Source organism: Psychrobacter sp. AOP7-C1-14 (genome assembly GCF_052376135.1).
In the GTDB taxonomy this organism is placed as follows: Bacteria; Pseudomonadota; Gammaproteobacteria; order Pseudomonadales; family Moraxellaceae; genus Psychrobacter.
On record NZ_JBQSVH010000012.1, the window covers coordinates 1 to 20,956 of the forward strand.

Genomic DNA, 20,956 nt, shown 5'->3' on the forward strand with positions numbered 1-20,956 from the left:
CTGAACCTAAACCCTAGTTTATAGAATTATTGTATGAAGTCATATTGCTGATGTAGCAGTATGGCTTTTTTATTTTTATTGGTCGATATTTTGTCTAAGAATTAAGAGAGGGGTATTTTATAAACTCACAATCTATGACGCTGCCTGATGACAACTTTTCTTAGTGTTATAAAGGCCTGTGAATGTAGTAAACTGGTTTGTATTCATTTCCCTATATAATTTTATAAGTAGAGATAGTCATGGCTGTCGATTTTAGTAATACGCTTATCGTTGCAATTTCTGCAACAGCACTTTTTGATTTAACGGAGTCAGAAAACTATTTGCTAGAACTGCTAGAGCAACGACCTGCAAGTGCTATAAAAGAATTTAGGGAGTACATGACCGAGCGTGAAAATAATCCCTTAAATATTGGTGCAGGTTACCCGCTGATCAAAGCATTACTAAATCTGAATAAATATTGTGATAATAGCGATGTACAAGATTCAGAAATTGAAACACCATTAGTCGAAGTTGTCATCGTTTCAAAAAGCAGTCCAGATACAGGTATTCAGGTGCTCAATGCAATCTTAGAACATGGTATCAATATCTCTCGTTCAGCCTTTATTTCAGGTAGCCCAGTTGCACCTTATATCAAAGACTTTAACGTCGACCTCTTTTTGACCACTAATCGCGAAGATGCCCAGCAAGTGGCGGATACCAATATATGTGCCTGTGCCATATTGGACGCCACACCTGTCAATACTTATGAGTTGGATACTGAGCAGCTGCGTATTGCCTTTGATGGTGATGCGGTGCTTTTTGATGACTCAGGTGAACTGCTATACAAACAAAAAGGGCTACGAGCCTTTCATGATCGTGAAACACAAATGCGCGATTTACCGATTGAAAAAGGCCCTTATGCTGAATTATTGATTAAATTATCAAATCTACAAGAGCGTCTCCCTGCTGGACTCAAATACTCGCCAATAAAAATTGCGCTTGTGACAGCGCGCAATGCGCCAGCAGATTTGCGTGCTATCAAGACCTTGCGAGAGTGGGGCGTGAACGTTGATATGGCGTTTTTTTTGGGAGGGCTAGAGAAAACAGCAGTACTCAGAACATTTGCACCACATATCTTCTTTGATGACTCAATTAAGCATATTGATGCGGCACGTCGTTTTATTCCTACGGCCTTAGTTCCCTATCATTCGACGTCATTATTGCATGGTGACAACTATCTCACTGCCGATGAAGACGCATCCGTTTTATCGTTCAAACCCGCTATGCGTCCACTGTTTGCTGTAAATCATTAAAGTAGGTATAAAAAGTCTAAGTGATAAGGATAGATAGTATATGAATTGGCAGCAATTGCTTAACTTGATTGTCGTACGAATAAAGCAGGTTATTGGTTTATACGCTTTTGTACTGATACCAATGTGGGGTATGTTTTTTCTGAATGAAGTTGCTTTATTTGGAATGTGGAACATCTTTGGTATCGTGCCGCGTGCTTTAGATGTGGGTAGTATGATAGGGGTATTTGCTTCATGGACCATGCATGGCAATTTGTCACACTTGACTGGCAATACGGTGACGCTGTTACAGATTCTTTTTTTGTTTGGGCTGTTTGAGAAGAATGCTTATCGCACGGTGATTAAACTGGTGGTTGCATCAGGACTGGTCACTTGGGTTATCGGGTCGCCATCTTCTATTCATATTGGTGCATCAGGGCTATGCTTTGCAATGCTAGGTTATATGATAGGTGGGGCTATATTTGCGCGGCGCTGGGGTTACCTGATAGCTTGTATTGTCATGGGAACTGGTTATTGGCTGACAATTAAGCAAGGATTGATGCCGCAACAAGGTATCTCGTTTGCGGCACATTTTGGTGGTTTGTGCGCTGGTCTATTGCTAGGAGCCAATTCAAAACATACGTACTCTGCATCTTCTCAGCGCTACTAACAGCAGTTTATTATCAGTATTCAATGATCCACTATCGTCATACTGAGTGCTATTTCATTAAACGCTCTTATCAGTACATATCTTGATAAATAAAGGATCGTCTGTGGTTAGCTCTCGCCATGCAGTGGTTTGTTTAACGTGTTCATCAACCGTCAGCGTACTACCTTTTTTGGGTATCACGTAGTCTGCTCGGGCAGGAGTAGTACAATCTATTACTTGTAAAATCTTCTGTACACTTCTGCGTCTTTCAAACAAATACAAATTGACTAAGTGCATGTCTGGATTGTCAGCATGCATGCTGGCGTTGCCCGTATCTGCTGCAATAAAGCGTAAGACTTGCGGTTTGATATAAGACCATGGGCGAAACCATTCTGCACTTTCTGCAGTCTTTACAACCTCAACACCATCCGGCAGTTGACGGACTTGTTGACCGTACCAGTTGTATTCTTGATGTATTTGAAACCCAAAAATACCAATCGCAGCAAACAAAGGAATCAACCATTTTGGCGCGCGCTTACCTGACAGCTTACAGAGGTGAGTTATGATCAATGCCAATCCAGCCATTCCAAATGCGGCAGCTATAGTAGCGATAAACTCAAAAAGCATAAAATATTCCTTAATGCGCTAGGCACTTTTAGTCAGGTATGTTCAATTGGATAAAGTAAAAACATAATCTAAATATTATCCTAATAAGCCTTAGATAAAAAATCACTCACCAGCAGTGGCTGCCAGTGAGTGATATATAGTAACAGAAGGCATATCATCATTCGTCAGATTAATGGTCGACTGCACCGCCTGCACCACGTGGTGAGCGAACGCTTTCGACCAATTCTTGAATGTGTAGTGGTGGCGCTTTGGTTGCATAAGAAACAACGAATGCAACGACAAAGTTAAGCAGTGCTCCAACCACACCAAACGATAATGGTGAGATGCCAAATAACCAGTATTCTGCTGTATCAGGGAAGTTGGCAGTACCACTGATAAAGAACCAACCTTTGAAGACGAAGATGTAAATCAAAATAGTAGTCAAACCTGTCAACATACCCGCGATCGCGCCAAGGTTGTTGATACGTTTGGAAAAAATACCCATCATTAATGCAGGGAAGAGCGAGGCACCAGCAATACCAAACGCCAACGCAACTACCTGTGCGGCAAACCCTGGTGGGTTCATACCTAGGTAAGTAGCAACTACAATCGCGACACCCATCGTGATACGCGCGACCTTGAGCTCCCCTTTGTCAGTGATGTTTGGATTCAGGTTCCGTTTGATTAAATCATGACTAATCGCTGACGAGATAGCGAGCAATAGACCAGCAGCAGTTGATAGTGCAGCAGCGAGACCACCTGCGGCGATTAGACCAATAACCCAAGAGGGTAGTTGTGCAATTTCTGGGTTAGCCAATACTAAGATATCAGCGTTGACGTCGAGCTCGTTACCAGCCCAGCCTGCATCTGCAAAGCGGCCATCAAGTTCTAAGTCGTGCGCAGCACGTGCTGTTTCAACTGCAGTCGTTGCAGCGCCTACATCACCACCTTCGGTCTGTGCATTGGTCAATGCTACTTCTGCAGCGCCTAATCCACTATCGTTGTACATCTGAATACGACCATCATTATTGAGGTCGGTATATTTAATTAGGCCAGTATCTTCCCAAGTCTTCATCCAGTCTGGACGTTGGTCATAGTCGATTGCAGGCTCTGCAACACCTTGAGGGTAGATAGTATCGATAAGGTTTAAGCGTGCCATTGCGCCAACAGCAGGTGCTGTGAAGTATAGTAATGAAATAAATACTAACGTCCAACCAGCAGTCCAACGTGCATCGGCAACCTTAGGAACTGTGAAAAAGCGAATAATAACGTGAGGGAGACCCGCTGTACCAATCATGAGTGATAAGGTGAACAGTACCATGTTTAGCTTGTTAGGTACGTCAGCGGTATATGCTGTGAATCCCAAATCGGTCACAACTTGATCAAGCTTGGTGAGGATAGGGATACCAGAATCGATATGGTTTGAAAATAAACCCAAACCTGGAATTGGATTGCCTGTTAATTCAAGTGAGATAAAAACAGCAGGAATGGTATAGGCAATCATCAGAACCACATACTGCGCAACCTGCGTGTAGGTGATCCCTTTCATACCGCCAAGAACCGCGTAAAAGAATACAACAATCGCCGCAATAATAAGACCTGTATCGTTCTCTACTTCTAAGAATCGTGAAAACGCAACACCAGCACCTGTCATCTGACCGATAACATACGTGGTAGAGGCGATAATCAAACAAACCACGGCAATCATTGCAGCGGTTTTTGAATAAAAGCGATCGCCAATAAAATCAGGCACAGTGAACTTGCCAAATTTACGTAAGTACGGAGCCAGTAGCATGGCTAGTAGCACATAGCCACCTGTCCAGCCCATCAAGTAGGTCGATGCGCCATAACCGCCAGCAGCAAGCAAACCTGCCATGGAAATAAAAGATGCTGCACTCATCCAGTCAGCAGCTGTCGCCATACCGTTGACTACGGGATGTACACCACCGCCCGCCACATAGAACTCACTGGTCGTCCCAGCCCGAGCCCAAATCGCAATACCAAAATACAGAGCGAAAGATAGGCCTACGAAAATAATATTAACTAAATACTGACTCATGGTCTATTCCTCATCTACGCCATATTGTTTATCTAATTTATTCATACGCCATGCGTAGAAGAAAATTAAAATGATAAACACCCCGATGGAACCTTGCTGGGCGAACCAAAAGCCCAAGTCAGTGCCCCCGACTTTGATGCCGGCTAACAGAGGACGCAATAAAATAGCAAAACCATAAGAACATAGTGCCCAAACTACTAGGCTACCTAAGATGAGACGGACATTGGCACGCCAATAACCGGATGGATCGTTATGACCTTTCATGGGACAACTCCTTTTGTCTTCCCTAAAAAATACCAACAATATAAAAAGAACTGCAATTATTTTTTATCAAACAAACATAAAAAATAGCCAGATACTGCTTTATATAGTGAAAACGATGATACGTGATAAGACGTTTACTATTCGTTAGTTCTCTACTTCAAATAAAATAACTAACACTTTAAACATCACATTAATCTAAACCATCGAATGGTAAAACAATGTTTCTTGAGGAAGACAGAAGGGTGGACTATCCAGTGTCTTTCTAACAATCTCGTCTTCCTGACAAGAGTTTTAATGTTTGTAACGTTCTAACCTATTGTGCTGACTAATAATATTGATCACTATAAAACAGCATAAGCGGATATAAAATTTATATTAGCACGGTTTAATAAACATTATTGCAAACAACTACGCATGAGTTATAGATAAATTACCAAAAATTAGTTTTTGGCGTATTCATTAAAAAACCAAACGTTACGGAAACAGTACGGCAGCTGTGTAGTTTATGCGGTTAAATTGTCACTTAATCTATTCTATATAATATCAAACATAAGCATTATTTATTTTAAAAATAATTATACGAAGTCGATAAGTAAACGTGATGGTCGCACGTCGCTCAATATCTATATCATGCACATGTCTTTTGGTATCAGGTATTTTGCGTAGAAACTATTACAGTCCATAGCAATCAAAATATGATATCGATATGAAACTTAAGTAATGCATATAAAGAGTGAATAAGGAGCCCATATGAACGAAGGGATAGTAGGTTGGTTTAATAACATCGTAAATTATGGTGTCGGTATTATCTGGGGTAACAATGACTGGCTGATAGCTAGCAACCCTTGGTATGGACTACTGATGTTCTTACTAATTGGTGCGGGTCTTTACTTCACCGTCGCGACACGTTTTATTCAGTTTCGCCACTTTGGTCATATGTGGAAGTTGTTACGTGTGTCTAACCAAGGACGCAAAGATGGTGGTATTAGCTCATTTGAAGCATTGATGACGTCACTAGCAGCGCGTGTCGGTACTGGTAATTTGGCAGGTGTGGCAATTGCAATTTATTTGGGTGGCCCAGGTGCTGTATTTTGGATGTGGATGACGGCACTTGTCGGTATGTCGACCAGTTTTATCGAGTCAACCCTAGCACAGGCATACAAGGTACCACACAATGATAATGTGTACCGCGGTGGCCCTGCTTATTATATCGAAAAAGGTCTAGGCAAACGCTGGCTCGCAGTGTTTTTCTCATTATGTTTGTTAGTAGCCTTTGGTTTGGCGTTCAATGGCGTACAGTCAAATACCATCGCTCAAGCGACTAATGAAGCTTTTGGTGTGCCAACGTGGATGACAGGTTTAGTACTGGTAGTATTAGTAGCACCAGTGGTGTTCGGTGGTTTGCGCTCAGTAGCTCGTATCGCGGGTAAAATCGTACCAGTGATGGCTATCTTGTACATTTTGCTAGCAGTATTTATTATCGTGACTAACTTCAGCCAGTTCCCGGCAGCGATCGCGTTGATTGTAAAATCAGCATTTGGCTTTGAGCAAGCGGCAGGCGGTGTTATTGGTTATGGTATTGCGCAGGCAATGATCAACGGCATTAAACGTGGTTTGTTTTCTAACGAAGCGGGTATGGGGTCAGCGCCGAATGCTGCAGCAACGGCAAAAAGTCATCCTGATCACCCAGCAGTGCAAGGTTTCATGCAGATGCTAGGTGTATTTATGGATACCCTTATCATTTGTACCGCGACGGCATCGATTATTATCTTGTCTGGTGTGGTCGATCCTAACGTCGAGCAAGAAGGTATTCAGCTAACTCAGTTGGCTTTATCACAGTATGTGGGTGACCTAGGTGTGGTGTTCGTGGCGATTGCTATTTTCTTTTTCTCATTTACGTCTATCATCGCCAACTACAGCTATGGTGAGTCAAATCTTGAGTTTATCTCTGGTGCCAAAAATGCCAAAGTAATGATCATGATTTTCCGCTTTCTTGTTTTAGGTATGGTATTTATCGGTGCAGTTGCGAGTCTACCTGCCATATGGAACTTCGCTGATTTGTCTATGGGTATGATGGCGATAGTCAACTTAGTGGCTATCTTAATGTTGTCTCCTGTAGCATTAAGAATACTGCGTGACTATGAGCGTCAGGTGAAAGAAGGTAAAACAGGTGATCAAATTAAGTTTAATCCAGATGACTTTGTAAAACTCAAAGATGAAGCCAATCGTGATGCTTGGACAGACTAAGCAGTATTGATGAGTAAAAATCGTTTGTTTCAAGCATTAAAAAACCGCCTTTCTCTTCATAAGAAAAAGGCGGTTTTTATTGGAGCACAGTTTTAATAATACTAACTGTACCAGTTCAAACCAGCATCATTCTGGTTTACATGTTTGGATAGTTAGGACCGCCGCCACCTTCTGGGGTTACCCAAGTGATGTTTTGTGAAGGGTCTTTGATATCACAAGTTTTACAATGCACACAGTTCTGTGCATTAATGACAAACTTAGCACCTTCAGCGTCTTTGACCACTTCATATACACCCGCTGGGCAATAAAGACGAGCAGGCTCAGCATACAGTGGTAAATTGATGGATACAGGCACTGTTGAATCTGTAAGTTTTAGATGCGTTGGCTGATCTTCTGCGTGGTTGGTATTAGAAATAAATACCGACGACAACTTATCAAACACCAGCTTACCATCAGGCTTAAGGTAGGTTGGTTGATAAGCATGATTCGCACGTTCCAACTGATCGTAGTCTGGAATGTTGTCATGCAAAGTGAGTGGCATTTTACCTTTTAACAAGTTGTGCTCGATAAAGGTGAAAGCGCCGCCCATGAGCAGACCCATACGGTGAATAGCAGGTGAGAAGTTGCGCGACTCATAGTTGTCTTGATACAACCACGATTCTTTATACATTGTGCTATACGCGACCACTTCATCATGCTGACGTTCAGCTTGCAGCGCCTCAAAGATAGCTTCGGCTGCGAGCATGCCTGACTTCATCGAGGTATGAGTACCTTTGATTTTTGCTGGGTTTAGGAAACCAGCGTCATCACCTACCAACACGCCACCTGGGAAGGTGAACTTCGGTAATGAGTTTAGGCCACCTTTGGTCAGAGCACGTGCGCCGTAAGAAATGCGCTTACCGCCTTCTAAAACGTTTTTGATAACAGGGTGCGTTTTCAAGCGCTGCATTTCATCAAATGGCGACATGTAAGGGTTGTGGTAAGACAAATCAGCCACAAGACCAAAGCTTACTTGGTTGTTTTCATCAAAGTACAACCACCAGCCGCCAGTCGAGCCAGTTTCAGTCAATGGCCAGCCAAGACCATGCATAACAACGCCTTGCTCATGCTTTTCAGGCTCAACTTCCCATAGCTCTTTTAGACCGATACCATAATGCTGAGGATCAGAGTCTTTATCTAGATCGAAGCGGCTGATTAAGCGTTTGCCTAAATGCCCACGGCTACCTTCAGCAAAAATAGTGTATTTTGCAAGGAGCTCATAACCAGGCTCAAAACTTGGCTTGGCTTCACCATTGGCGGCTACACCCATATCACCAGTTAACACACCTCGTACCGAACCGTCATCATTGTATAAGATGTCATCAGCAGGGAAGCCTGGGAACATCATGACTTCAAGCTCTTCTGCTTGTACTGCTAACCAACGAACGACATTACCTAGCGAAACAATATAGTTGCCATCGTTATGCATCGGTCCTGGAATTAAAGAGTCAGGCACTTTAGTTGAACGTGTGGCAGAGTTTAGATAATAGAAACGATCTTCTGCCGCTGGCACGTTAAGCGGTGCGCCTTTTTCTTTCCAGTCAGGAATTAGCTCATTTAGAGCGCGTGGCTCAATGACTGCACCAGACAACGTATGGGCACCAAACTCAGAGCCTTTTTCGACCACACAAACCATAAACTCATCATTACCAGCTTCAATAGCGAGCTGGCGCAAGCGTATGGCAGCAGATAGACCTGCAGGTCCACCACCAACGACGATGACATCGAACTCCATTGATTCGCGTTCGATTTCAGGTTCAGCGGCAACTGGCTCTACGACTGGTTCTGCTTTATCTAGCGTTGCAGTCTCTGTTGCTACTGGTGCGTCAGCATTTACAGTATTACCATCAATAACTGGCGTTTGATTGTCTTGCTCTTGCATACCTACTCCTAAACTTTTAGTGGCTTATCTCAGGGCATCATTAGCTTAACAACTGAATAATAGACTTGCGGCGCTAACGTCACTCAGACATATGGCTGCCCGATAAAACTGTCTTTGCGGCATCAATTGACCCGTTATGGTTAATACCAATTTATCTAAGGATATCAACGCATAACGTAAGATGTGTCATCAATACAACACCCACTTGACCATTTCAATAAAAAATCGTTACTCATTATAAAAGAAAAGTCCTACAAACACGATACGCATTTGTGAGTATCGATGCTAAGGTAATGTTAAGAAAATGAAGTTGTTATAACGATAAAGTGTCATCATACCTGAAACAAAAATTTATAGTAATAATAGATAAGCCAAACTTTGGATACTAAATAAAGGAATTAATAATGAATAACGATAATAATAACGTTGAAGACAGTCATGAGAAAGTAACAGAAGCCCCAACCAGTAAGACGTCTCGCCTAGATAACTTAGATAATTTGGATGCACTAAGCCAATATATTAAGTCTGCGAAAGGGACTCGCGAAGGGCGTGCGATACCACCGCTCGAAAGGTGGCATCCTGAAGATATTGCCGATATGGATTTGACTATCAAGGCAAACGGAGAGTGGTGGCATGAAGGCGGTCAAATGACCCGTGAGTCATTGGTCAGCTTGTTTGCCACGATACTATGGAAAGAAGAAAATAATGGCACTACTGAGTACTTTCTAAAAACCCCTGTACAGAAAATCCGTATCCAAGTAGAAGATGCACCACTTCTGATAAATGATGTCGGTATTGTCCATGAAGATGATATGAGTTGGTTGGAGTTTACAACGACGACAGGGGACGTAGTTCGCTTAGACGAGGAGCATCCAGTCGTATTAAAGGCATATAATTCTAATAAGAGCGATTTTAATGATATCAACTCTAATGACAGCGACTTTAATGATAACAGAGCGAATCAGCTGAATACAGCTGACGATGTTGTAGACTCTCAAGATTCAGCGTCTATAGAACAGGTACGCCCCTACATGATGGTTAGAAATGGATTGACTGCGCTTATCGGCCGCAATACTTTTTATCATCTGACTGAAATCGGAGCGTTATCAGAAGACAATGGTAAGACAATATTAACGCTACAAAGTGGCGACCAGTCTTATTTATTATCAATGCCCACTAATTAGGTATTATGTTTATCTATTAATTGCTGTATGCCGATGAGTGCTATAATTTTATAGTGTCGTCTAAGCATGGATTTGAAAAACTCTTATCATCTAAAGACGGCTAATAAACAGCCGAGATAGAGTAATGCCACACAAGCGATATATAGCGCATTTAACTGGACAATAAAATTGATGAACAATATGATAACGGCATTAGCATAAACATGGATATCATGAATAATAAGACCACCAAAAAATTTAGAATATGTGCCGATATATCTGTTGACCAGAGTCTAAAAGCTATTGATCTAGTAAATATCAATAAACATACTGGCAACAAAGTTGTAAGCGATAAAAACCGTAGCGCGCCCATTGGGCTGTTCGATTCTGGTGTTGGTGGTTTGTCTGTTTACTTGCATTTAGCACAGCAACTGCCTACTGAGCGTTACGTATATTATGCTGATACGCTAAATGTACCTTATGGCAATCGTGATAGCGAAGATATTGAAGTACTGACGTTAAAGGCTGTAGAGTGGTTACATCAGCAAGGCTGTAAGCTAATTGTTATTGCTTGCAATAGCGCTTCAGCATATGCGCTAGATACTGCCCGACGCTGCTATCCGAATATACCTATTGTGGGTCTTGTCCCTGCATTAAAGCCTGCGGTATTATTGAGTAAGAGCGGTCACGTAGCGGTGCTAGCGACCAAAGCAACTTTGAACGGTACCTTGTTAAATGACGTTATTCTCAATTTTGCTAAACCTAATAACACAGTAGTCACTAAGTATTTTGATCCACAACTGGTGCCTTGGGTGGAAGCAGGTATGTCAGAACAAGACGAGACAGCCGATAGATTACGTCAACAGGTACGAATATTTGCTAATGAAGGTGTCGATCAGTTAGTGTTAGGGTGTACACATTATCCATTTTTTAAGACATTTTTATTAGCTGAGATTGCACAACAGCAGCTATCAATACAAGTCATTGACTCTGGTCAAGCGATTGCTGAACGGGTTAGACAGCTATTGATTGCAAACAACTTATCTGCATCGTGTATGAGCGAAAGACAGAAAAGTCTGACACCAAAATCTAGTCCGACAAACACCATTACTAGATCACCATTAACTTTTCACGCTACTAAATATAGTGATAGACTATGCGCTTTAGTTGAACGCTTACTTGGTACAGAGATGGCATTACAATACTATTCTGACTAGTTATTATCAAAACTAGTGATATCAATACGCTGTATGCAACGCTGACTCAGTTAAAATAAATTGAGTGCATCTTTTTAAGCTAAGAGTATGCTAGGCTGAGCAAAACAAGATTTTTGTGTTCTATCTCACACCCTATCCTTTTTATGTCACGACATACGCTTAGAGGTAATTGTGCCGAAACGTCGCTATCATATTCATATTATATGCGCTGACAACGACCAGTTGTTGGTTCTAGACAGCTTAGCGATATTCTTTCAGGCACGCGCATTTCTGACCTATGATGTTTCTAGTAAGTTATCTAAAGCCTCTTTTTATGGGCGCCAGTGTATTGACTCTTGTGATTATGCAGTCATGATTGTTGGCGACAGCTACGGGACTGTTCAAAAAAACGGTGTCAGCCAGATGCACTTGAGTTATCTTAATGCTAAAGCAAAGCTTAAGCCACTACTCGTTTTGGTTAAAAACTACTCTCAAGACGCCGTCATCAGCCGACAACTTCAAGAATTTATTAAGTTAGTCACCAATCAAGATAACCAGCTACATTACTATGATACAGAAGAAGATATCGAGCCACTATTGGTACAAGCTCATTATAATGCAGTCGCCAACAATAGAATGGTAGGTGGCTGGGTCAGAGCGAATGATGAAGAGAGTACTATTAGTAAAAAGGTCGTTCATGAGAAGCCAGTCGATGTATTACTTCGTACTACTAAGGTAGAAAAAAATAGTCCTGATGACGAAGACTTTATATCGGATAAAGTTAGTGAGCCACTTGAATTAACAGAGTTTTTTGAGATTCAATATAGTGCTCAAGCTTATGAGGGTGGTAATCTAACGGACGTGACCAGATCCCTCACACTCTCATGGCACGAGATACTCATGACACTCACGAGAATACCGTCTACTTTTTCGAGCTATGGCTTGCAAAATGCTATCAATCGCTTGATTACTTCTAAAGCGGAAATAGATATCAAAAAAGAGATGCCAAACGTTCATGCTGTCTCACGCTGCCAAATCTCTCAAGCTGATATCAATAATTTGCAACGTAAGCTAGTCGGTGCAAATTGGATACAACTGATGACGTATGGCACTCGGGTTTCGCAAGAGCTTTGGAAGCTTACCTTCTACGCAAAAAACCTACTGCAAAATAATACCTCGAGTACGGACGAACAATACTCATAATTATTTGATAGCGTGCTCAATAACACTTATATAAAACGTCCACTTTGGCATCATGGCTACGTTTTGTAATACAAAGCATACGTGCAATGCTTGTGAATATTTCTCAGACCCGTAATAATAAAGTCAGTTAGTTAACTATGTTCACAGCATTAGCTGTTTTAGAATGACAATTAATAATTAGGGAGAGCGTACGATGAGCAATGCTAAAAATGACGAATTAAAAAGAGATATTGATGATCTAGAAAAGTCGATGCATGATGCTGATCAGTTTCATACGTTAGAAGAGCAGGTAGCTGATATGAAACGCCGCGGTATAGATCCTAGCAAAGCCTACAAAGATTTGGATAATAAAGCGGAAGATGAAGACTGGGGTGATGCGACTTGGAAAGAAAACGGTAAGTGGGAGCCAAAAACTGCTGCTGATTTAGACGACAAAGCTCGTGAAAATTGGAATGGCGACAATGGTCAGCCTAAGCCACCACCTATTGTTTAGATACGTTTATTAGGTCAAGTAGATAGGTTGTTTTAGTAACTGTCTATCAAAAAAGCCACGCTAACAATAGCGTGGCTTTTTTGATGCGCTCAAATAGCATTACTTATCTTGCTACTATGAACCTTGGTCTATACGAATAAGTTTGATAGTGCCATCAGCGTCAGTAACGCGGCGATAACGTGTATTGCTAGAAGTTGACGAGCTCACGGATGGTTGAGAGGAGTAGCTACTAGGCGCAGTCGTTTGCTGTTGAATTAACTGTCCCATGCGATCGGCAGGTGTAGGATTCAAGGGTTTACTGTTTGCAGGCTGACCGTATTGAGGTTGACTTGGTGCTGCATTACCAACGATTGCGCGATAGAACTTCTGACCTGCACGTCCGTCAGCTGGGAAAATACCGCGACTAGTCTGGTATTGCTGAATAGCGGTACGAGTATTGTCTCCGATAATGCCATCGACACCACCAATGTCATAACCTGCGTTTAGCAATGCTTGTTGAATGTCTTTAGCCTGCTGGCGGCTGATACCAGGATCGTCTGTTGGCCACGCAGTGATAAAGTCTGTTTTGCTACTGTCTTCACGAGTGATCAAATCTGATAAGTGTGCGATCGCCAGTGCGTAGTTTTCTGAAGCGTTATAAGAGTAAAACGTATCAAAGTTTTTACCTACTAGGAAAGCAGGGCCTTCTATACCAGCTGGTAGTAATAAGCCTGCACTGTTTAAGTCAGAGGGTAACGGACTACCATTAGCCAATGTCAGACCTTGGTTGCGCCAATGGCTTATCGATTTTTTATCTTTACGATTAGAAGCGGCCCAGAACCCATCAGGTAGTTTAACTTCATAACCCCAAGGCTCGCCAGTACGATAGCCGCGATTGTCCAAGAAGTTCGCCGTAGAAGCGAGTGCATCAGGGACGCTATTGACCAAGTCACGACGACCGTCACCATCAAAATCTACGGCCAATTCTAAAAAGGTACTCGGCATAAACTGTGTCTGCCCAAAGGCGCCTGCCCATGAGCCGGTCATATCGTTGGGTGCGATATCGCCATTTTGCACGATTTTTAGCGCATTGGCGTATTCACCTTGGAAATAGCTCTGACGACGATCAAAACAAGACAATGTTGCTAAAGATTCAAATAACGGCTTTTTACCTAACGTTTGACCGAAGTTAGACTCTACGCCCCAGACACCAAGTACATGCTCAGCTTTTACGCCATAACGCGACTCAATTTGACGTAGGGTTGAACCCCATTGACGTTTGGCTCGGATACCATCTTCGACACGCTCTTTATCGACTAGTGCTGATAAATAATCCCAGACATCTTTTTGAAACTCTGGCTGATAGTTAAGCGATTGAATCACGCTAGGATCAGGTTGGCTAGGACGGTAGTTGTTAAAAGTAAAACTATCCACGCCGCGGAATTTACTAGAGTTTTTTAGTCCATCTAGACATTGTTGGAATTCAGCATTAGATAAATTTGGTGCTTCTGGTCGGGCAGCTTGGGCTGTGCTTGCTAAGCTGATGCCGACAGCAACACCAAGCAGCGACAAAGTAGATAAGGAAGTCAAACGCATGAAAATATCCTATAAACGTTAAAATCGTTATTGAGAGATAAAAGACGAAAAATGATATTAACGTAGAGTAACCAATCTAAACAGTAAAGAAAAGCTGTCGAAGTACCAAGGTTATAAATGGTTACGATAAATTGACGCTGCCGTGAGATTAAAAGAGGATTTCACTGAGCTACAATAGACAAACACTCATAGCTCATAAAGTATCTAATTTTAGCTATTGATAGATATTTAATTATTTAGCCAACATGCTATCTAGTTCCTTTATAAAGCTATGAATACGCGCTGCATTTTTACCCATATCGCTCTTACCGATACGTGATTTACTACGGATATCGACTAAGCGTTCGTCACCATTATCGGTTACACGAACCACCACATCATCTTTGAAGCCAAACCAAGTGGTGGTATCTGTGGCTTCAATGATGCCTTTGTCAGCATCAGTATTGACAAGCTCCCAGCCTAAATTTTCAATGGCTTGTTTGGATGCGTCAACCAATTCAGGCTGTGATTGAGAGTAGGTCAACGTCTGCAGGTCAGGATAGGCAGTGCGCTGTTGTTCAGCAATTTCTGCGCCTGCGTACTCGACTGGATTTGATGCATCTGCACGTAGTGGCACAATCGCGACAAACTTAGGTGGATTCACTAGATCGGTTGAAATGTCATGAATCGGCGGTACGCTTTTGGCGTTATTCATCATACCGAGTGGCAGAGCGATAGCAATTGCAGAAAATATAACGGCTATTGCTGCGCTAGCAAAGCTGACCGTTTTACGTTTGAATATAACTTGGATAGCAAGTAGTACGAGAGCTGCAATACCAACAAACAGACCGAACTTAAACCCTGTCATTGCAGTGCCTAAGTCTAAAAACCCGAATTTATGAAGTGGTGCTGGTAGTGCAACCAGCAAAAACGCGATTAAGCTTATCATGCTTACTAAAATTTTCATTAGGACGCTCATTTATTTTTTGATAGATGCGAAGTATATTCTATTTATCACTTAACAACCATACATGCTCTGTCACGGTTAAGTCAGAGGCGGAGCCTATAGAAGCCGATTCGCTAGTGAGTTTGGTAATTTGATAGTGATCGCCATAATATTGCTGTAATTGCTCGCTATTGATAGAAAAAGGCGGTCCGTTTTTTTTACTTTGGTCATAATTAAGCGTGATTAATAATTGTGAAGCTTTGCCGCTAATTTTACGTATCTGCTCGCTATACTGTACGCGCATATCAGCTGGTAGGGCAATCAATGCGGCTTTATCATAAACGGCATCAATACTACCAATATCATCCGCTGTCAGGCCAAAAATATCAGCGACCCATAAAGTGATGGTTTGTCCCGACAACTGACCTTGATAGTATTTAATCGTTGGATTGTCTGCCTGTTGATAGACAGTAGGTTCGATGCTTTGCTCGGCAAAAAATTCTTGTACGGCTGTTTCGACCAACTCAACGCCTACCACGTCACAGCCTTGCGTGGCTAGCCAAACCATGTCGATTGATTTGCCACATAGCGGAACGAAAACACGACTACCAGTCGGTATATCTAAGCGGTTAAAGTACTCAATCAACAATGGGTTGACCGCAGATTGATTGAATCCAATACGGCCTTCTTTCCAACGTTTATGCCAAAACTCAGGGTTCATGCTGTAATCCTTTATCTGCACGTTTTTGATATAAGAGATTCTAATATTAATCTGATATATCAAAGGAGAAAATAATAAAAAGCCAAACACCTATAGTATAAGTGTTTGGCTGGTATCTCACATTAGGCTAAAAAATCTTTTGAGTGAATAATGTCTTATTCAATTTAACTAACCATATATTTACTAAACTCTTGACGCAGCTTGGCTAGCTTTGGTGGGATTGCAAAGTTGCAATAAGCCTGTCCTGGGTTTCTGTTAAAGAAGTCTTGATGTGAGTCTTCTGCTTGATAGAACTCAACGGCAGGATGTACTTCCGTCACCACGTCCACACCCATATCGCGTAACTTATTAATAGTGCGATCTACAGTCGGTTTTTGACCGTCTTCGGTATAAAAGACTACACTGCGATACTGACTACCAACGTCATTACCTTGACGATCCATCGTGGTGGGATCGTGCGTCGCAAAGAAGACATCAAGTATTACTTCTAATGGGACGATGGACTCATCAAATTCGACTTTGATGACTTCGATATGGCCAGTCGTACCACTGCAGACGGCTTCATAATTGGCAGAAACAGCATCACCGCCCATGTAGCCTGAAACGACAGATTGCACGCCCTTTACTGATAAAAATACGGACTCGGTGCACCAAAAGCAGCCGCCGCCTAATACGATCGTTTGCATAATTTTTCCTATTATTATAAATATGGGTAAGTGCTATATTTGGTAGCAATGGTTTCGTTTTTCAATGTTATTTTTCAACATCACGTTTTCAACGTCTCATCACCCTTAGCATTATTTATTCAGTTTCGTAGGTTATTCAGCTTAGCAGGCGAGCCAAAGGCGATAAGTAACAAACAGTAATGTTATAATGGGATTTTGCTACGTCGCTTATTTATCAACTGACAATGATGAGCCAGCTCATCAGCTATTTCTTATTAAGTTCTATTCTAAAAAACGAGTCGTCCTATGAGCCAATCCCAGCCTACTGTCAAACATGACACCCTATTTGACAAACCGTTTACCACACCGCTGGATAAAGCGGCACGCTTTTCCTTTGATGAGCAGGTAGTGGCTTGTTTTCCTGATATGATTCGTCGCAGTGTGCCTGGTTATGGTCAGGTGCTGGCGATGTTGCCAATATTTGCTCGTCGTCACTGCAAGTACCGTCAGCAGAGCGATAGCGGTCAACGTGTTAGCCGTATTTATGATTTAGGTTGTTCATTGGGCGCCGCGAGTATGACATTAGCTGGTGAATTTGAACCACAAGATTTGCAAATCAAAGCCATTGATATCTCACCAGCGATGACGACAGAAGCGACCACGTTACTGAGTGAGAACTATTCTGAGCACGATATCGAAGTAGTCACCGCGGATATTCGAGATGTGGAGCTTGAACCCTGCGATATGGTGATTTTGAACTTAACGCTACAGTTTTTACCAGCGGCTGATAGAGTGGCGGTATTAGAGAAGATTTATGCGGCACTGAGTGAAGGTGGCATATTAGTGTTAACTGAAAAAACTCACGCATTTGACGAGCAGTACGATGCATGGCTGGTGGAGCGTTATTACGATTTTAAACGCGCCAATGGTTATACGGAGATGGAGATTAGTGGTAAGCGTAATGCACTAGAGAATGTATTGATTACTGATACCTTAGACGAGCATCATGCACGTTTGAGTGATGTTGGTTTTAAACGTCACCTGACGTGGTTTCAGTTTTTGAATTTTGTGTCTGTGGTGGCGTTTAAATAATCCTTACTTTTTACACAGTTATTTCTTAATCAATAAGGTAACCTGCTTTTATGCTCAACGACACTATCATCAACGCCGAACGTGAACTATATCTAACCTTGCTAGAGCTGGCACAGCAGCAGCCGAGCGCTTATGAATGGCTTAAGCAATTACCAACGTGGCTAGGTGACATAAAAAACAAAGCGAACTATGCGCACGCGCCTGCCTACCAAGCGTCGGTTGCTCGTTTGCCAAACCTAACCATAAACAACGTCGATCTAAACAGCGATACAGTGACGATTGAGGCAGATCTAAATGAGTCTCAGCGTAAACAAACAACAGCACTGCTAAAGCAACTGATGCCATGGCGCAAAGGACCTTTTCAAATTGGTGGTCAGATCGGTAGTCAAATCGGCGATGGCGAGTCAGGCATTAAGATTGATACCGAGTGGCATAGCGACTGGAAGTGGCAGCGAGTTGCACCGCATTTGAGTAGATTAGATGGTCGCCGTGTGTTAGATGTAGGCGGTGGCTCTGGTTATCACGGTTGGCGTATGGCAGGAGCAGGGGCGGATACGGTCATTATCGTTGATCCTTCTTGCTTGTTTTATCATCAGTTTATGGCGATTCGTCATTTCGTTGGTACAGCAGATGCTTATAAAGCGCATTATATTCCTGTACCGCTCGAAGCGTTACCTGAGCACAGTCAACTGTTTGATACTGTGTTTAGTATGGGTGTGCTGTACCATCGCCAGTCACCGTTTGAACATTTACAACAGCTCAAAGGGCAGTTAGTCAAAGGCGGTGAATTGGTACTAGAAACCTTGGTGATTGAAGGTGATGCCAATACCGTACTGGTGCCACATGACCGTTATGCACAGATGAATAACGTGTATTTCTTGCCATCGGTGGCGGCATTAATTGGTTGGCTAGAAAAAGCAGGGTTCTCAGATGTGCGCTGCGTCGATGTAGCAGTCACCTCGACCGAGGAACAAAGACAAACCGAATGGATGACCTATCATTCGTTAGCAGACTTCTTAGATCCTAATGATTCGACCAAGACCGTCGAAGGGTATCCTGCTCCCATGCGTGCGACTTTGATTGCTAAAAAGTAACATTGATGGTGGTAGCTAACATAAGGAAAGCACTATGAGCACATCAAAGACTTTGATCGTAGCTACTATCAGCTTACTATCGCTACCTGCTATGGCAGGTTATGGGACTGTATCCGAGGGTTGGGGCTTTGTACAAGACGACTGGCAAGTGGTTTGTGATAATACGCGGACTTGCCGAGCTGCTGGATACGCAAGTGAAGCGCTAATAGATGAGCCTGCCTCAATCTTGTTTACAGCATTATCAAAAGCAGCTCTGCCAAAAACGCAAATTCAGTTTATATCAGAGGTGCCGCTAGACGACCTTAAGCGTGTTGAACTTTGGCTGAACAATAAAAGCTATGGTGTGCTGCAATCCAACAAAGAAGACAGTCTATTATATGACTTGTCAGCCAAGCAGACCCAAGCACTGCTTGACCATGCTCGTATCGCGACTAAGATAGCGATTAGAGCAGGCGACAATCAATGGCAGATCAGCGATAAAGGTATGTCGGCAGTACTGCTAAAACTAGACGATGTACAAGGTCGGGTAGGGACGTCGATAGCATTGGTCAGTAAGAATAACCAAAATCGTCAACGTCCTAAAGTAGCTTTGCCAAAACCAATCATTCAAAAAGGATTTACGTATTCAGCAAAAGACAACAAAACACTCGCTCCATCGAAGCTGGCCTATTTTCATAAAAATATTGATAAGTGGGTTGATATTGATGCCGAGCAGCTTATAGGGTCTAAGGACGTAATGGGCGACTGTGAGCTGATTAACCCAAAGACTGAAACATATCAGCGTATGTCAAAATATGGCTCTACGATGCTTGGTTGGGACTTTATACCGGTTGACGATAGCTATACGTTAGCCGCGCATACTTGCTGGCTAGGCGCTTACAATTCTAGTAACGGCTATTGGCTCATTGATAATGCAAGACCTAGCAACCCTACGCTTATCACCACAGCAGGAAATGATTATTTTGATGGTGAGATTTCGGCCACTCACAAAGACCGAGGCCTTGGTGACTGCTGGAACCGTACTACGTGGACATGGAATGGTGAGACATTTGCTAAGAGCGAAGAGTCTAGTACAGGCATGTGCCGAGGTTTTGCTGGTGGAGCGTGGGACCTACCAACTTATGTGAGTCAGGTTATAAAAAATGATGCTAAGGCTCGATAGCTTTTTTGATCCAAAAGACTGTGGTTTAAAAGACTTTAATTTAAAAGGCTAATACCTTATAAAGCGCAGCAGTCATAAGCTATATAGCCTTTGACCTTTCTATTTATATCGCAAGCTGTGCCACAAGATAAACGTTGAGAATGGCTAATTAGATTAACCATTTTTTGAAAGCGACTTCCATGACTATCTTAAGGATAAAACCAACAGAACCTGCGCCTAGGGCTAGGAATATCCAAAAAGTACCAGCACGACCAGCTTCAGACGTTTTAGAGATATCCCACATAATAAAAAACAAGAAAGCGATGAATATTGGTAATAAGACGTACAATCCCCAACTGGTGACAGTACTGGCAGCAATAGCAAACATGGCGTGATCCTATAATAGAGTAGTAATGCGTCTTCTATATTTTAGAAGAGCCGTACAAACCATTATTATAACGTGGAAGCAGTCAGGTATAAACGACTGCCCAGTATTGAGCAACAGTAACGCTACAATTCACGTTATGAGTTATTTATCAGTTTTGCCTCATTGATATTAGTCAGCCTAAATCAAGATAACGATAAGATTTTAGTGCTAATTTTGGCGCAAATGGTGCAATAAAGCGCAAAGATTGTTATATTTACAGGTTACTTGTCTTTTTACATTATTCGAT

General features: G+C 42.3%; 19 protein-coding genes. 10 read left to right on the forward strand and 9 right to left on the reverse strand.

Annotation, left to right across the window (positions count from 1 at the left end; genetic code table 11):
• Nucleotides 1–239: 239 nt before the first annotated feature.
• Together ACT3QN_RS08915 and ACT3QN_RS08920 are read left to right on the forward strand one after the other, a co-directional pair.
• A complete protein-coding gene (locus ACT3QN_RS08915; RefSeq protein WP_444523084.1) occupies nt 240–1,292 on the forward strand; it encodes a 5'-nucleotidase in 1,053 nt (350 codons plus the stop codon).
• A 40-nt stretch (nt 1,293–1,332) separates the two neighbouring features.
• On the forward strand, nt 1,333–1,938 hold the full coding sequence (locus ACT3QN_RS08920; protein WP_444523085.1) for a rhomboid family intramembrane serine protease: 606 nt from the start codon (nt 1,333–1,335) through the stop codon (nt 1,936–1,938).
• A 57-nt stretch (nt 1,939–1,995) separates the two neighbouring features.
• Here the strand turns inward: ACT3QN_RS08920 and ACT3QN_RS08925 are convergent, their stop codons facing one another.
• The 3 genes from ACT3QN_RS08925 to ACT3QN_RS08935 form a co-directional block, all read right to left on the reverse strand.
• A complete protein-coding gene (locus tag ACT3QN_RS08925) occupies nt 1,996–2,544 on the reverse strand; it encodes a hypothetical protein (RefSeq protein ID WP_444523086.1) in 549 nt (182 codons plus the stop codon).
• Between the two features lie 169 nt (nt 2,545–2,713).
• Nucleotides 2,714–4,582 (reverse strand): sodium:solute symporter family protein, encoded by a 1,869-nt coding sequence (locus ACT3QN_RS08930; RefSeq protein ID WP_444523087.1) that lies wholly within the window; start codon nt 4,580–4,582, stop codon nt 2,714–2,716.
• A gap of 3 nt (nt 4,583–4,585) precedes the next feature.
• The gene (locus ACT3QN_RS08935) at nt 4,586–4,846 is read right to left on the reverse strand and encodes a DUF4212 domain-containing protein (protein ID WP_444523088.1); all 261 of its coding nucleotides are present in this window, start codon (nt 4,844–4,846) and stop codon (nt 4,586–4,588) included.
• A 750-nt stretch (nt 4,847–5,596) separates the two neighbouring features.
• Between ACT3QN_RS08935 and ACT3QN_RS08940 the strand changes: the two genes are divergently transcribed.
• Nucleotides 5,597–7,093: an alanine/glycine:cation symporter family protein gene (locus ACT3QN_RS08940; RefSeq protein WP_444521267.1), complete on the forward strand. Its 1,497-nt coding sequence runs from the start codon at nt 5,597–5,599 to the stop codon at nt 7,091–7,093.
• Between the two features lie 136 nt (nt 7,094–7,229).
• Here the strand turns inward: ACT3QN_RS08940 and ACT3QN_RS08945 are convergent, their stop codons facing one another.
• Nucleotides 7,230–8,867, reverse strand: coding sequence for an electron transfer flavoprotein-ubiquinone oxidoreductase (locus ACT3QN_RS08945; RefSeq protein WP_444523140.1), 1,638 nt, complete (start codon nt 8,865–8,867; stop codon nt 7,230–7,232).
• 551 nt (nt 8,868–9,418) lie between these two features.
• Between ACT3QN_RS08945 and ACT3QN_RS08950 the strand changes: the two genes are divergently transcribed.
• The 4 genes from ACT3QN_RS08950 to ACT3QN_RS08965 all read left to right on the forward strand — a co-directional run bounded on the left by ACT3QN_RS08950 (nt 9,419) and on the right by ACT3QN_RS08965 (nt 13,069).
• Nucleotides 9,419–10,198 carry a DUF1285 domain-containing protein gene (locus tag ACT3QN_RS08950; RefSeq protein WP_444523089.1) on the forward strand — a complete coding sequence of 260 codons (780 nt, stop codon included), beginning with the start codon at nt 9,419–9,421 and terminating at the stop codon, nt 10,196–10,198.
• 212 nt (nt 10,199–10,410) lie between these two features.
• On the forward strand, nt 10,411–11,394 hold the full coding sequence (murI, locus tag ACT3QN_RS08955) for a glutamate racemase (protein ID WP_444523090.1): 984 nt from the start codon (nt 10,411–10,413) through the stop codon (nt 11,392–11,394).
• 171 nt (nt 11,395–11,565) lie between these two features.
• On the forward strand, nt 11,566–12,576 hold the full coding sequence (locus tag ACT3QN_RS08960; protein WP_444523091.1) for a DUF4062 domain-containing protein: 1,011 nt from the start codon (nt 11,566–11,568) through the stop codon (nt 12,574–12,576).
• 193 nt (nt 12,577–12,769) lie between these two features.
• Nucleotides 12,770–13,069 carry a hypothetical protein gene (locus ACT3QN_RS08965; protein WP_444523092.1) on the forward strand — a complete coding sequence of 100 codons (300 nt, stop codon included), beginning with the start codon at nt 12,770–12,772 and terminating at the stop codon, nt 13,067–13,069.
• A gap of 114 nt (nt 13,070–13,183) precedes the next feature.
• Here ACT3QN_RS08965 and ACT3QN_RS08970 read toward each other — a convergent pair whose 3' ends face one another.
• From ACT3QN_RS08970 to msrA, 4 genes are all read right to left on the reverse strand, one after another.
• Nucleotides 13,184–14,644, reverse strand: coding sequence for a lytic murein transglycosylase (locus ACT3QN_RS08970; protein ID WP_444523093.1), 1,461 nt, complete (start codon nt 14,642–14,644; stop codon nt 13,184–13,186).
• A gap of 232 nt (nt 14,645–14,876) precedes the next feature.
• Nucleotides 14,877–15,590 (reverse strand): DUF1499 domain-containing protein, encoded by a 714-nt coding sequence (locus ACT3QN_RS08975; RefSeq protein WP_444523094.1) that lies wholly within the window; start codon nt 15,588–15,590, stop codon nt 14,877–14,879.
• 40 nt (nt 15,591–15,630) lie between these two features.
• Nucleotides 15,631–16,290, reverse strand: a complete 660-nt coding sequence (tmpT, locus tag ACT3QN_RS08980) for a thiopurine S-methyltransferase (protein WP_444523095.1) — start codon at nt 16,288–16,290, stop codon at nt 15,631–15,633.
• 164 nt (nt 16,291–16,454) lie between these two features.
• Nucleotides 16,455–16,976, reverse strand: coding sequence for a peptide-methionine (S)-S-oxide reductase MsrA (msrA, locus tag ACT3QN_RS08985; RefSeq protein ID WP_444523096.1), 522 nt, complete (start codon nt 16,974–16,976; stop codon nt 16,455–16,457).
• 285 nt (nt 16,977–17,261) lie between these two features.
• Between msrA and cmoA the strand changes: the two genes are divergently transcribed.
• Genes cmoA through ACT3QN_RS09000 form a run of 3 tightly spaced genes read left to right on the forward strand, consistent with a single transcriptional unit; the run spans nt 17,262 to nt 20,303 of the window.
• Entirely contained in the window at nt 17,262–18,047 is a 786-nt protein-coding gene (gene cmoA, locus ACT3QN_RS08990; protein WP_444523097.1) for a carboxy-S-adenosyl-L-methionine synthase CmoA, read from the forward strand.
• Nucleotides 18,048–18,097: 50 nt separating this feature from the next.
• A complete protein-coding gene (cmoB, locus tag ACT3QN_RS08995) occupies nt 18,098–19,141 on the forward strand; it encodes a tRNA 5-methoxyuridine(34)/uridine 5-oxyacetic acid(34) synthase CmoB (RefSeq protein ID WP_444523098.1) in 1,044 nt (347 codons plus the stop codon).
• A gap of 34 nt (nt 19,142–19,175) precedes the next feature.
• Nucleotides 19,176–20,303 carry a DUF1176 domain-containing protein gene (locus ACT3QN_RS09000; protein ID WP_444523099.1) on the forward strand — a complete coding sequence of 376 codons (1,128 nt, stop codon included), beginning with the start codon at nt 19,176–19,178 and terminating at the stop codon, nt 20,301–20,303.
• 148 nt (nt 20,304–20,451) lie between these two features.
• Here the strand turns inward: ACT3QN_RS09000 and ACT3QN_RS09005 are convergent, their stop codons facing one another.
• The gene (locus ACT3QN_RS09005; RefSeq protein ID WP_101205310.1) at nt 20,452–20,670 is read right to left on the reverse strand and encodes a DUF2788 domain-containing protein; all 219 of its coding nucleotides are present in this window, start codon (nt 20,668–20,670) and stop codon (nt 20,452–20,454) included.
• Nucleotides 20,671–20,956: the final 286 nt, after the last annotated feature.